Here is a 12,114-nt window from a genome sequence, read left to right on the forward strand (position 1 = left end):
TGAAAAATTTTATGCTTTGGTAAAAATCGGCGACATAGAACTAAATGACTTTCCGCTTCTTCTGGCTCCAATGGAGGATGTAAGTGATCCCCCTTTTCGTGCTTTATGCAAAGAGAATGGGGCAGATGTTGTTTACACTGAATTTATTTCAAGTGAAGGGTTAATTCGCGACGCAGCAAAAAGCGTTATGAAGCTTGATATATATGAAAAAGAACGTCCCGTTGGGATTCAGATTTTTGGAGCCAACGAAGAGTCCATGTTGCGGTCTGTTGAAATAGTTGAAGCTTCTAAGCCAGACATCATAGACATTAACTTTGGATGTCCTGTGAAGAAAGTAGTTAGTAAAGGTGCCGGAGCCGGTATTTTGAGAGATATTCCTTTAATGGTTCGACTAACCAAAGTAATGGCAGAACACACGAAACTTCCAGTTACTGTGAAAACACGTTTGGGCTGGGATCATGATTCCATAAAAATAGTAGAGGTTGCAGAGCGCTTGCAAGACGCAGGAGCAAAAGCAATTTCTATCCACGGAAGGACCCGCGCTCAAATGTATAAGGGAGCTGCAGATTGGAGACCGATTGCTGAAGTCAAAAATAACCAGCGTATGCACATTCCCATTTTTGGAAATGGAGATGTCGACAGCCCTGAACGCGCCATTGAAATGCGTGACGAATATGGTTTAGACGGAGCAATGATAGGAAGAGCAAGTATTGGAAATCCTTGGTTTTTTAATCAAGTAAAGCACTTCATGAAAACCGGGACTCACGCTACTCCTCCAACAATTAAAGAACGAGTAGAAGCAGCTCGAAGACACCTAGAAATGGCAATTGCCTGGAAAGGAGAGGTATTGGGGGTTTTAGAAACCCGTCGTCATTACACCAATTATTTCAAAGGCATTCCTCATTTTAAGGAGTATAGAACTCGAATGGTAACTTCAAATGCTTCTGTAGACGTATTTGCTGCCCTTGCAGATGTTGAAGCAAATTGGGGAGATTACGAGATGGTTTAAAGAAACTGAATTTTTTTTCCAACACGAGCGCTTGCCCAAGCTGACGCAATACTTCCTAAAACAAAAAGTAGAAGTACGACTAAAGCAATGTTTTGAAAATCTAAACGAACTGGATAAGGGAAGTTTGTACCTGGAACAAACAAAAACGGAAAATACATTTGTATAAGAACAAGCATAGACCCAAGCAATACGCCAAAACCACCACCAAACCAACTGATCATTCCGCCAAGGTAAAAGAATATCAAACGAATGTCCTTGGGCATAACCCCAAGAGCATAAAGCACTTTAAGCTGTGGTCTTTTTTCAAGAATCATCATAATTAAAGCACCAACAACATTAAAAAGAGCGATAATAATTACGAGCGTAAAAATAAGATATATTGCCATTTGCTCTGTGTTGAGCATTTTAAACAAAGCAGCGTTAAGTTCAGTTCTTGATCGCATCTTAAGAGGTGTTTCAAAAAGATCTGAAATGTTTTTTTCAAGCGTTTCTCTGTTTATTTTTTGATCAAGCTTTAACTCAAGAGAGCTGTAAGTGTTTTGTTTTCTTTGAAAAAGATCAAGGGCGAAAGGGATACTTGAGAAAATATACTTTTTATCAAGATCTTCGCTCACACTATAGATCCCTGAAACGAGAGAGGTCTTGTTTATAAAAGGGTCTTTTAGCTGACTAGCAGCTTTTCTTTTGGGAACCGTAAGAACTAAAAAGTCATTGTAATCGTATGTTCCTAAACTTAAGATTTGGGCGACTCCACCTCCAATTACAATTTCATCAAACTCTTCGTTAAACCAGTTTCCACTGCTAAGAAAGGTGTTGTTTTCAATTACATTGAGGTAATTTGAATCTACCCCTTTGAGGTAAGCTACATGATTTTTGTTTCTATAATTTAAAAACACCTTGTCTTCAATTATCGCAGAGACATCGAGAACTCCTTCAAGATCTCTGACTTTAGACAAAGTAATGGAATCCATTTCAAATGTTTTTCCTTGAGCTGCTTCCACTCTAAAATCGGGGTCAAAAACATTGGAAAAAGAGAGCCCAAAATCTTTAAGCCCAGTAAAGGCAGAAAGAACGATTAGTAGGGCAGCAGTAGCAATTAAGACAACTGTAAGCGCAATGTAATTGATTATGTTGATTACATTTTGTTTACTCTTTGTAAAAAAATATCGCGTGGCTATGTAAAGAGGGAAGCGCACCGATTTATTTTTTTTGGCGAGAAATTAAGTCCTCGGGATTTTTGATCGGATCATTTGTAGCAGTAAGTGCCTCATCGATTTTTTCGATATAGTCTAAAGAATCATCTAAATAAAAAACAAGATCGGGAACTTTTCTAAGTTGGTTTTTTAGCAATTTAGCTAAGTCGTGTTTTACCTGAAAACTATTCGATTGTATTCCCTCTAAAACCTCTAGTGCTTTGGCAGGCGGGAATAGGCTTAAGTATATTTTTGCGATGGAAAGGTCTACTGTAACTGTAACTTTGGTAACGGAAATCAACAGGTTAGAAACACCTTCTTTTCGAACAGCTCCTTGAAGCATTTGTGCAATTTCTTGTTGTAATAAGGTTGCTATTTTTTTCTGTCTTGGACTTTCCATAGATTATATTATTGGGTAAAATTAAGGATATTTGTTGGGATGTGCCCTTCAAAATCAAAGTATAGCATTTAAAATACGCAAAACCCTCTTGTATGTTTAGTTGTTCTTAAACACGATCCCATTTATAGTCTCCGTTTAAACGGAAAGAACCTAAGTGTTTTTTATTCCAACTCCCCGGTTCAATTAAGGACAAAAAAGACTCTTCGTTCCCCTGATATAAATGATATGTTTCGCCAACAATAGGCTCAAATTTAAACTTTGCAGAATAAACCATTTGAGTGTCGGCAGCTAAGCTTACAAAGCTTTTGATTTTATTTTGAAGATCTTCTAGTTCCGCTTGAAACTGTTTAGAAACTTTATCAACCCCTTTTTTCTTAAACGAATCTACGTTAGGAATATTAATTACAGGGCTACTGTTGCTAATAGCATAAGGCAGGAGTTTTGAAATATACTCCTGGCTTTCTTCGTCCCACGCTACATTATCCGGTTTTTTTGACGATTTCATTTTCAACAGTTTAATACAAAAATAAGACACTTAGTACGGCGAACCAATTTTAGTTTAAACTTTCCGTGAAAAAAGTAAGAAGAAAAGGACAAAAAAATATTTTTTATATTAGTTTTGCTGACGCTAGCAAATTTATTTGCAAAAGCAGGTCCTATAGCTCAGTTGGTTAGAGTAGCTGACTCATAATCAGTTGGTCCCTGGTTCGAGCCCAGGTGGGACCACCAACAAAAAACCTCAACTTGTTGATTTACAACTTGTTGAGGTTTTGTTTTTACACAAAACACCCTTTGGGGTACTATATGGGGTACTAAAATTCAGGAATTTTTCGTATATTAGAAAGAGTTAATTGACTGAATAATGGGGCTTTATTACAGGTTGGACTATAAAAATAATAAGAATCGCCTTAATCAAAAGGATTCTGTTCCCGTCATTATTGATTATTACTACATGATTACTTGCATACCACTAAAATCTTCGCTACCTTCACCCTATGAAGGTTAAAGTATCCTTACTCAAACACCATCCCAAAAACAAAGACATCTACACCCTATCCTCTATTGAGGAACTAATGGAAAGTATTTCAGAAGTTGGATTATTGCAACCCTTAATAATTGATTCTCAAAATCAAATCATCAGTGGTAATAGAAGATTCGAATCCATTAAAAGATTGGGATGGGAAGAAGTCCAGGTTGAGGTGAAAGAAGTTAAAGATGGAGAAGAAGAATTACTCCTTATCCACTTCAATAAACAGAGAATAAAGAGTTTTAAGGAACTTATTAATGAATACCTAATACTTGATGGGTATTATAGAAAAGGACAAGGGAGAAGAACGGATTTAACTTCTGTTAAATCTAACAGAAGTTCTTCGAGAGATATCGTTTCTAAAGAAATGGGAATCTCTTCTTCTCAGTTACAGAGATTGATTTTTATTCATAAACATCACCCTGTCCATATAGAACTTTTAGATAAAGGAATTCTTACGGTAAACCAATCTTATCTACAAATTCAACGAGAACTAAAAGAGAAAGAAAGTAGAGAAAGTAAATCCAACAATAAATCAAAAACAATCAAGAACTCATCGTGGAGGTTTTATCAGAAATCATCCCATGATATGAGTGAATTAACAGATGGTGAAGTTCAGACCATCTTTACTTCTCCACCTTATTGGAACAAAAGAAAGTACTCAGAAGAAGAAGGTTTAGGTAATGAGAAGACTTCCGAAGAGTTTGTTATTAACCTATCAGAGCATCTCAGAGATTGTAAAAGAGTATTAAATAAAAGAGGAAGTTTCTTTTTGAACTTAGGAGATACATTCCATAATGGAAACCTTCAAAATGTACCTCACAGAGTAATCCTAAAACTTCAAGAACAAGGATGGATATTGAGGAATACCATTATTTGGTCTAAAACGAATCCTAAACCCTCATCATCGAAATCTAATCTTACTCCTTCCTATGAGTTTATCTTTCATCTAACCAAATCTATGGACTATGATTACTACCCAACACTAACCAAACTCTCTGATAAAACGAAACCATCTCTTCCACCACGACATAGAAGTGTGAATGGTGAATACTCCAATTCCATTTCTCCCTATCTACCCAACATTAGAGGAAAGAATATGGGAGATTATTGGAATGAGGATATTGTAAGAACATCGGTAGCAAATCAAAAGTTAGATATTGAAGGAGAACATCCCGCTCCTTTCCCTGAAGAAATAATCACTCTACCTATTCTTCAAACTTCCAAAGAGTTTGAATTGATATTAGACCCTTTCATGGGAAGTGGAACTACTGGAAGAGTTTGTGATAAATTAGGGAGGAGTTTTGTGGGGTACGATTTGAAGGAGTTTTAATAATTACAACTCATTATTAGCTGGAGGAAGATTTCCTGAACTTTTTAAATACTTAGTTAGTATTTTTTTTTCAAGAAGTTCAGGTGTGTAATATTCTCTATGATTATCTGACACATGAAAACAGTGTATTTTCAACTCTGAGTATGGTATTCTTTTTTCATAAGCATCGTGCTGATATTTTATCTTTGCTTGTTCTTTACCATTCTTACCAGTTGGACCATAACTAAACTCATATCGTTTATCTCCATCTTTAACTGACTCACAAAATCTATATGGAGTATATCTATAATCTCTTTTATCAAAAGTACCTGAATTAAAAGATACTTCATCTTGGTTCACTCTTTTATATTTTCCTGTCATCCCAACATAAACTAAGTTATCATGTGAACTATCATCATTATTTTTCCAAATCACATACACTCCACTCTTTTGGGGCCATTTAATCTTTTCTTTTTTACAATCTATTTCAGTAAAAGTTAATTTGGATTGAAACTCCTCAACTAACGATTTGTAATCTTTAATGAATTGTTCTTTGTTGTAATCTATAGTATACTGTATCATATCTTTAATTTCTTCTCTTGTAAAATCTATTTCATCTTCAATAAAATCTATGGCATCCTCCATATTATAACTTAGACAGTATTGGTCATAAACATATTCTAATATGGTTTCAGTATAACTCACGAATTTTAACTAATTACTGTATTATATAATAGGAAAATCTGGATAGTTGAAGATTTACTTGTAGTCCATTGCAAAATATTGACAAGATATCTTATATGATTAGATAAGTCTATCCATTGACAGATTGTTGTTTTTTTAACTGATTATGGAAAATAAAGTAGATATATTTTTAGGTTCGTCCTCTAATGGAATCCATTGTAGAAGATTTTGTTCATAATATATTTTATCTAAAAACTCTGGTTCATCATCATCTTTCTCTAATGAACCACAAACACAAGAAAGTTTTTCTGGGTCAAAATTTTCACAATCTATTTTCACAATCCCAACGAGACCTTTGTTTATTTCCTCATAATAAATAAACTGAGGATGTTCGTCCCAAGCAACAGCATCTCCATATTCGTCTTGTTCATCCCATAAATCAATATCCATGATTTCAGGATAATTATCTCCATGGTCATATATATCTGTAAAATCATCAAGATTACCTTTCCAAACATTTTCTTCACCATCATAAACCTCAAAGCTTAAAATATCATTAATCAAGGGGCGATTTATAAAAAAATAGTTGGTGTTAGATACATCATAATCCGGAATCAAATTCATAATTTCATCTTGAGATGGATTATTACCAAGTTGTGTCAATTGTTTTGAATCAATGTCATGAGCTGATGCAACGAATTCGTTACCATAAATTTTTAAAATCATTTTTTTTATTTTAAACATAATATAAATGTTTTTGTTTAGAAAAAAAAGTCCCGATATAAAAATCACTCCGATTTGGGTTTATGGAAAAAGTATTTTCACAGTTACAAGAAACCTCAACCTGTAAATATTGATACACTAATCAAATCAGAAAATTCAAATAAAGTGTATCACCCCTTCACTTCTATTCATTCTGACACACTTTGATTATTTAACCTCTTAACTGAAGAATTTCCTTTCATACTATTTTCCCACTCTAATAAATCCTTTTCGGTGATGTATTTTGAATGGGTAGATACCTCTATCATCTTCAACCCTCTATTTCTTCTCCAATCTTCTATGGTTACTCTATCTACTCCGTAGAGTTTCATTAAATCCTTTTTACTCAGTTCGCTATCCAATTCTGAATTTACTGGATTATCGTCTCAAACTGTAACCGTTGACCGAGTTTAGTGTTGATTTTCTATTGGGTTAATGCTTTAAAAATTAAAATCCATTGGTTCGTTTAAGCTATGGCTCGCTGTTTGAATTTTTGGGCAAACGTAAGGCATAAGTTTGATCAACAATTCTATCCTTTCCTTAGGGCCCCTTTATGGGAAGTGGAACTACTGGAAGAGTTTGTGATAAGTTGGAAAGGAGTTTTGTGGGGTATGATTTGAAGGGGTATTAAAAATATTTCTCATGTTCTCCAAAAAAACATTACAACTATTTTTCTTCATTTTGTTCGATTACTAATGAATAAAAAAACCGATACACTATAACAGTATATCGGTTTTACTTGTATACGATGATCCCTCTGATATTCAAAGTCCCACACTAGACTATTTGTGAATTAAATAATGAGGTATCATTATTTTAAATTTTAATATTTATCGAAATAACCATTTCCTACAAAACTTCTTGAAACATTACGGATGTAAATTCTGTCATTAGAAAATCGACCATACCAAGTACTCCCAACATCCCATCTTATTTTAAATCCTGTTTTTTTATCCTTGTTATCCCAAGACCATCTCCCCATAGAACTACTTCCATCAAACATGTATGACGAAGCTGAACCTCCTGAATATATATTTAGTACATTATTTGGAGTTCTTGACCTATAAGGGTAATTTACATATTTATTATCCACAAATTTTCTTTCAATTTGATTTAATTTCTTCTTTCTTCTTTCTTCGGCTAATCTTTTTCTATTCTTCTCTAACCTTATCTTTGAATCAGGAATTTTACTGTTGAAAAAATTTAAATTGTCATTTAAAATCTGAATTTCTTTTTCGTTTAATCCGATTTTTGGATCATTAAAATCATAATATTCATTAACAATTTTGTCATTTGATTTAATATTGTTTATGAAACTTTCTAACCCTATAACTATCTCGTCTTTTCTTATATCATCAGTTGTCAAAAGATATAAAGATTTGGAATTCTCAAGAAGATTACTCAATGATAATGAATGATGTGGATACTCATCAAGAATGGATTTAAGGTTTTTATTTACATTTTCTAAATCAAAATTATTTAAACCTCTCATTGCTTCAGAAAATTTTAGAAAAGGATCCTCTGGGAACTTTTCAAGTCCAGAAACTAGTAAGGAATCATTTTCAAAAAAATAAGATAAATAGAAATAAACATAAGGTTGTTCTTTATTTATTGAATCATTAAGAATTTTAAAATACGAGGACTCAGCATCATCAAGATTGGTTCCTTTGAGATTTTGTAAATTAATACTATGTTCTTTGATGTTGCTCAGGGGTATTTCAGTAATAAACGAGATACTTGAATCACATGAAACAAAAAAAGAAAAGAGAACTAATGAACTTAAAAACTTATAATTTTTCATAATTAAATCGATATTTTTAAATAAAACTAAAGAATATCATTAATTATACTATTATATTGCATTGTGTTGCAATTATATTTTTATATATCATTACTCCTTAACCCGTTTCTACAAAGAGATATAGATACTACTACATTAAAATCGTTCTCAATTAAAGGGGAATCATACTACTTCGGAAGCTTCAATGAAGTATATCAAAAGGATAATGATGTTCTTGTTCAAATTGATAAATCTTTAGATTCCAGAGTTTCAATCAACTCTTACTTATTTAAAGTGAATGACACGGTGTTTAAATATGGTGGTTACGGATTCTGGTCTGATCGAAATTTTATCTACTATTTTGATTTAGAAACTAAAGAATGGGAATACTTTAAAACCAAACAAAAAAGACCTGTAGAAGGAAGTTCAAAAGGATATTTCAATCAAAAAGGGAATAAAACTATTTTCTATGGAGGTATGAGGGTTGATAATGATAATAGACTAAACAAAATCTCTTCAAATCAAATTATTGAATTTGATTACGATCATAGAGAATTATTAATTAAAGGAACCCTTGATTTTCCAATAAGATCAAAAAATCTATTCTATCAGGGATTTGAATCAACCATTTTCTATGACACCGAACACCTTTATAGGGTTAATCCATTTGATAATACAGTTAAAGTTTATAAAAATCCTAAGTTCATATCATTTATAAAAAATGTTGAATTTGATAGTGAAAATGATTATTATATAATCACAAAAACAATACCGAAGACTGGAGAAATTACAGAGATTCAAATAGATAATAATTTTTTTGATAATCCTATACAATCAGTTAGACTCTACAAAACAAAAATCAAAATTCTTCCATGGTTATTGTTATCTCTACTGATAATCATATTTTACATCATAAAAAAGGAACGAGAAAAATCAAAATCATATTTCAAAGGCCTTAGTCTATTTTTATATGGGGAACAGTATAAATTTGAACCCAATGATATTCTTGTTATTAGGGACCTTCTCAAATCCAATAAAATATATTTTAACCATGTTATGGATATTTACTCTAATCCTGAATTATCATACGGACACAATACACGCGTTGCTAACAAAAGACTAGATCGGTTATCTATTCGTTTACAATCAATCTTTAAACTTGAACATCCTCCAATTGAAAAGATTAAATCTCTACGGGACAGGAGACAGAAGATAGTTGTTTTAACAAAGGAGTTCATTAGTCTCAACATTATATTTAAATAACTCCTTAAGGAATAACCAACCCCGATATATAAAACCCCTCCAAATAGGGTTTAAGGGAAAAGTATTCTCTCGGTTACAAGAAACCTCAACCTGTAACTACTGATACACTAATCAAATCATTTGATTTAAATAAAGTGTATCAACCCTTCACTTCTATTCATTCTGATACACTTTGATTATTTAACCTCTTAACTTTAATTGTTCCTTTCAAACCCTCTTCCCACTCTAATAAATTCTTTTCTGTGATGTATTTCGAATGGGTAGATACTTCTATCATTTTTAACCCTCTATTTCTTCTCCAATCTTCTATAGTGATTCTATCCACTCCATAGAGTTCCATTAAATCTTTTTTATTCAATCTTCTTTCCATATATTTTTATCTCTTCTTTCTCTAATAGTTCTCTAAACTTCTTGTTATAGGTTTCTCTATCTCCACTTATTCTGTACTTCTCTAACTTATCTGAGAAATTCTTTACTAAGATGGATTTCTTCTTTAATAGTTCTACCATATGTTTTGCTTCTTCCTTACTTATGTTTTCTATCATATTATTTGCTTTCAGATTTAATTAAAAATGTAATAACCTCGTACTTGTAATACTATATCAGTTCAAGGTTGATACTCTTTCTTTAAACTTTTAATAATTGTTCAGTATAAATTAGATACACCAAACCCCTTAGAGTTTTCAAACTCTCTATAAACTTGAATCTTACACTTCTTCTGACCAGTTCATTGTTCCCCATATCAGATTTATAATAAAATCATTTTTGTAACTACCGGTGAAACCTCAACTATTATTTATAATCTACTAACCGATGTCTTTCCCACTAACTAACTTTCGTCCCTCATGGGTGAACTCCTCTTTACCCCATGTTGGAGAGAAGGTTACACTTATAAGCATAGAAAGTTTTAGAAAACGATAAAAAATGATTGAAAATAGTGTAGAATTAACTTCTGTTAGATTTAACAGAGGTTGTTAGTACCCCACCAAACAACTTAGTACCCAAAAGGGACTAAAACAGTACCCCGGGGTACTATTGATGTATTTTTATATATTGTAAATCAAGTAGTTATAAACAGTAATGAGTACAGGTGGGACCACCCAAGAGAAACCCTAATTGCTTATTAAGCAAGTGGTTAGGGTTTTATTTTCTCATAAAAGTGGTTTGGGTATTACTAGGGGTATTACTTATCAATATTTTTTAATATATTTATACAACCAGAACTGTTAATAATATCAAAACACTCAGTCCAGACAAATTGATTTCAAAATTAGGTGCTCAGTTTTTCAAAGATGAAAACGGGAAAAGATTTGTATTAGGGTTTGGACAGTCTTCAGTCTTAAAATCCCAGCAAAGACAATCAAATCAGATAAGTATAGGAAGAAGAAAGGGTCGATTACAAGCTGTTGAAAACATTAAAAACTTAATTGCTGAAGATTTAGTAGGGAAGGAAATAAGTGAAACTATTGAAAAAATTTCTGAATTTCAAGATGGAGAACAATCATTATATACGGAGGATAATTTCTCTGAATTGATTAATTCAAAAAAATCGAGTGTTAAAATGAATACTCTAAATATCAAAGATTGGCAAGGAAATCATCCTGTCTCTGGTTCACTTGTTGTAGGGACTGTTGTAATTTTAACTGAATCAAATAAAATTTCTTTTAATACTTCTAACAATAAAAAAGAAGAGGGTAAAACTACAAAAAGTGAATATTCCGTTTCTGAAAGTATTGAAGGTGAGGATTATTAATTTATTAATTTGAATTAGATTGAATCTGACCGACATATTAGATAAAGTAATTTCAATCCATTTTAAAAATCATGATTTTAATCATAAGGGTAAAATAGAGTGGTATCCTGTGACAGAAAAACAAAAAAAAAGATACTTTGAGAAAAAGGGTAAAGAATTAACCAAACAAAGATTTCGATATTCTGTTATTGAAAATTTTAATTCTTCTCACAAATCGGATTCATCAGATTACCGTCAACTATTAATAAGTGAAATAGAAGATGATGGTATATTCTACTGTATCTATGATTACATAACAATGGGTAGGATGGGACAAAAAACAAGGTATAAGTTCCAAATTAAAAACTTTCAAAAATCGATGAATCTCACTGATTTATATATTGAATTATTGGATAATACTATGATAATGATTAGATGAAAAAAGAATTTTTATATTTCCTTTTTGTACTACCCTTATTTTCTTTTTCTCAAAAGATATTTACTACAGATTACCCCTCTCAAGCAGATATTAAAGTGTTTTTAGTAGACTATGAATCTCAATCAGATTTAAAAGTATTTAAGGTAGATTATCAATCCCAATCAAAGGGAAATGAAGGATTATGGTATTTTGTAAAATATTCTTCTCAATCTGATAAGAAAATTCATTTTGTTGATTACCCATCTCAATCTGATTTAAAAATCTTTTTTGTAAAATATAAATCACAATCAGGGTGGAGAAACAACTCAAAGAAACATCTTCTTTATTGATAATCCTTAAAATCATACCCCACAAAACTCCTCTTTAACTTATCACAAAGTCTTTAAGTAGTTCCACTACCAATAAAAGGGTCTAATACCAATTCAAACTCTTTTGAGGTTTGAAGAATGGGTAGAGTGATTATTTCCTCAGGGAAAGGAGCAGGGTGTTCTCCTCTCAGTTATAAGAAACCTC

Annotated in this window: 17 protein-coding genes and 1 tRNA gene; 8 read left to right on the plus strand and 10 right to left on the minus strand. The window is 32.1% G+C overall.

Annotation, left to right across the window (positions count from 1 at the left end; translation table 11 throughout):
• Positions 1-16: 16 nt before the first annotated feature.
• Entirely contained in the window at positions 17-1,009 is a 993-nt protein-coding gene (dusB, locus tag NG655_RS00995) for a tRNA dihydrouridine synthase DusB (RefSeq protein ID WP_252157484.1), read from the plus strand.
• Here dusB and NG655_RS01000 read toward each other — a convergent pair.
• The 3 genes from NG655_RS01000 to NG655_RS01010 form a co-directional block, all read right to left on the minus strand.
• The gene (locus NG655_RS01000) at positions 1,006-2,205 is read right to left on the minus strand and encodes an ABC transporter permease (protein WP_252157485.1); all 1,200 of its coding nucleotides are present in this window, start codon (positions 2,203-2,205) and stop codon (positions 1,006-1,008) included. The two genes, dusB and NG655_RS01000, sit on opposite strands and share 4 nt — an antisense overlap.
• Positions 2,206-2,209: 4 nt before the next feature.
• On the minus strand, positions 2,210-2,602 hold the full coding sequence (gene rbfA / locus NG655_RS01005; protein WP_252157486.1) for a 30S ribosome-binding factor RbfA: 393 nt from the start codon (positions 2,600-2,602) through the stop codon (positions 2,210-2,212).
• Positions 2,603-2,708: 106 nt separating this feature from the next.
• On the minus strand, positions 2,709-3,107 hold the full coding sequence (locus NG655_RS01010; protein ID WP_252157487.1) for a DUF2452 domain-containing protein: 399 nt from the start codon (positions 3,105-3,107) through the stop codon (positions 2,709-2,711).
• 147 nt (positions 3,108-3,254) lie between these two features.
• On the opposite strand from NG655_RS01010, the gene NG655_RS01015 reads away from it, so the two are divergent.
• Together NG655_RS01015 and NG655_RS01020 are read left to right on the plus strand one after the other, a co-directional pair.
• Positions 3,255-3,331: transfer RNA gene (locus NG655_RS01015), tRNA-Ile, on the plus strand.
• 266 nt (positions 3,332-3,597) lie between these two features.
• Positions 3,598-4,962, plus strand: a complete 1,365-nt coding sequence (locus NG655_RS01020; protein WP_252157488.1) for a DNA modification methylase — start codon at positions 3,598-3,600, stop codon at positions 4,960-4,962.
• Between the two features lie 3 nt (positions 4,963-4,965).
• Here NG655_RS01020 and NG655_RS01025 read toward each other — a convergent pair whose 3' ends face one another.
• The 3 genes from NG655_RS01025 to NG655_RS01035 all read right to left on the minus strand — a co-directional run bounded on the left by NG655_RS01025 (position 4,966) and on the right by NG655_RS01035 (position 6,749).
• On the minus strand, positions 4,966-5,586 hold the full coding sequence (locus NG655_RS01025; protein WP_252157489.1) for a hypothetical protein: 621 nt from the start codon (positions 5,584-5,586) through the stop codon (positions 4,966-4,968).
• 195 nt (positions 5,587-5,781) lie between these two features.
• Positions 5,782-6,351 carry a hypothetical protein gene (locus NG655_RS01030; RefSeq protein ID WP_252157490.1) on the minus strand — a complete coding sequence of 190 codons (570 nt, stop codon included), beginning with the start codon at positions 6,349-6,351 and terminating at the stop codon, positions 5,782-5,784.
• Between the two features lie 185 nt (positions 6,352-6,536).
• A complete protein-coding gene (locus tag NG655_RS01035) occupies positions 6,537-6,749 on the minus strand; it encodes a hypothetical protein (RefSeq protein ID WP_252157491.1) in 213 nt (70 codons plus the stop codon).
• A 191-nt stretch (positions 6,750-6,940) separates the two neighbouring features.
• Between NG655_RS01035 and NG655_RS09460 the strand changes: the two genes are divergently transcribed.
• Entirely contained in the window at positions 6,941-7,018 is a 78-nt protein-coding gene (locus NG655_RS09460) for a hypothetical protein (RefSeq protein ID WP_419469274.1), read from the plus strand.
• A 192-nt stretch (positions 7,019-7,210) separates the two neighbouring features.
• Here the strand turns inward: NG655_RS09460 and NG655_RS01040 are convergent, their stop codons facing one another.
• On the minus strand, positions 7,211-8,188 hold the full coding sequence (locus tag NG655_RS01040; RefSeq protein ID WP_252157492.1) for a hypothetical protein: 978 nt from the start codon (positions 8,186-8,188) through the stop codon (positions 7,211-7,213).
• A gap of 63 nt (positions 8,189-8,251) precedes the next feature.
• Here NG655_RS01040 and NG655_RS01045 point away from each other — a divergent pair, with 63 nt between their 5' ends.
• Positions 8,252-9,430, plus strand: coding sequence for a hypothetical protein (locus tag NG655_RS01045; protein WP_252157493.1), 1,179 nt, complete (start codon positions 8,252-8,254; stop codon positions 9,428-9,430).
• A 157-nt stretch (positions 9,431-9,587) separates the two neighbouring features.
• Here NG655_RS01045 and NG655_RS01050 read toward each other — a convergent pair whose 3' ends face one another.
• Both NG655_RS01050 and NG655_RS01055 read right to left on the minus strand, forming a co-directional pair.
• Positions 9,588-9,800 (minus strand): hypothetical protein, encoded by a 213-nt coding sequence (locus NG655_RS01050; protein WP_252157494.1) that lies wholly within the window; start codon positions 9,798-9,800, stop codon positions 9,588-9,590.
• Positions 9,781-9,975, minus strand: a complete 195-nt coding sequence (locus NG655_RS01055) for a hypothetical protein (protein ID WP_252157495.1) — start codon at positions 9,973-9,975, stop codon at positions 9,781-9,783. The genes NG655_RS01050 and NG655_RS01055 overlap by 20 nt, the downstream gene beginning before the upstream one ends.
• A gap of 713 nt (positions 9,976-10,688) precedes the next feature.
• Here NG655_RS01055 and NG655_RS01060 point away from each other — a divergent pair.
• Genes NG655_RS01060 through NG655_RS01070 form a run of 3 tightly spaced genes read left to right on the plus strand, consistent with a single transcriptional unit; the run spans position 10,689 to position 11,930 of the window.
• Positions 10,689-11,183, plus strand: a complete 495-nt coding sequence (locus NG655_RS01060) for a hypothetical protein (protein ID WP_252157496.1) — start codon at positions 10,689-10,691, stop codon at positions 11,181-11,183.
• 19 nt (positions 11,184-11,202) lie between these two features.
• Entirely contained in the window at positions 11,203-11,601 is a 399-nt protein-coding gene (locus NG655_RS01065) for a hypothetical protein (protein ID WP_252157497.1), read from the plus strand.
• Entirely contained in the window at positions 11,598-11,930 is a 333-nt protein-coding gene (locus tag NG655_RS01070; protein WP_252157498.1) for a 7(1) septoil knot domain-containing protein, read from the plus strand. Before NG655_RS01065 ends, NG655_RS01070 begins: the two co-directional genes overlap by 4 nt.
• A gap of 53 nt (positions 11,931-11,983) precedes the next feature.
• Here NG655_RS01070 and NG655_RS09465 read toward each other — a convergent pair whose 3' ends face one another.
• Entirely contained in the window at positions 11,984-12,100 is a 117-nt protein-coding gene (locus NG655_RS09465; RefSeq protein ID WP_419469275.1) for a DNA methyltransferase, read from the minus strand.
• Between the last annotated feature and the right edge of the window lie 14 nt (positions 12,101-12,114).

The sequence above is a fragment of the Candidatus Arcticimaribacter forsetii genome (assembly GCF_910589745.1).
GTDB lineage: Bacteria > Bacteroidota > Bacteroidia > Flavobacteriales > Flavobacteriaceae > Arcticimaribacter > Arcticimaribacter forsetii.

Excerpts from the sequence above, each read along its gene's own strand:
- NG655_RS01055 (WP_252157495.1), bottom strand. The coding sequence starts at position 9,975 with ATGATAGAAAACATAAGTAAGGAAGAAGCAAAACATATGGTAGAACTA.
- NG655_RS01070 (WP_252157498.1), top strand. The coding sequence starts at position 11,598 with ATGAAAAAAGAATTTTTATATTTCCTTTTTGTACTACCCTTATTTTCT.
- NG655_RS01050 (WP_252157494.1), bottom strand. The coding sequence starts at position 9,800 with ATGGAAAGAAGATTGAATAAAAAAGATTTAATGGAACTCTATGGAGTG.
- NG655_RS01040 (WP_252157492.1), bottom strand. The coding sequence starts at position 8,188 with ATGAAAAATTATAAGTTTTTAAGTTCATTAGTTCTCTTTTCTTTTTTT.
- NG655_RS09460 (WP_419469274.1), top strand. The coding sequence starts at position 6,941 with ATGGGAAGTGGAACTACTGGAAGAGTTTGTGATAAGTTGGAAAGGAGT.
- NG655_RS01010 (WP_252157487.1), bottom strand. The coding sequence starts at position 3,107 with ATGAAATCGTCAAAAAAACCGGATAATGTAGCGTGGGACGAAGAAAGC.
- NG655_RS01025 (WP_252157489.1), bottom strand. The coding sequence starts at position 5,586 with ATGGAGGATGCCATAGATTTTATTGAAGATGAAATAGATTTTACAAGA.
- NG655_RS01020 (WP_252157488.1), top strand. The coding sequence starts at position 3,598 with ATGAAGGTTAAAGTATCCTTACTCAAACACCATCCCAAAAACAAAGAC.
- rbfA (WP_252157486.1), bottom strand. The coding sequence starts at position 2,602 with ATGGAAAGTCCAAGACAGAAAAAAATAGCAACCTTATTACAACAAGAA.
- NG655_RS01030 (WP_252157490.1), bottom strand. The coding sequence starts at position 6,351 with ATGATTTTAAAAATTTATGGTAACGAATTCGTTGCATCAGCTCATGAC.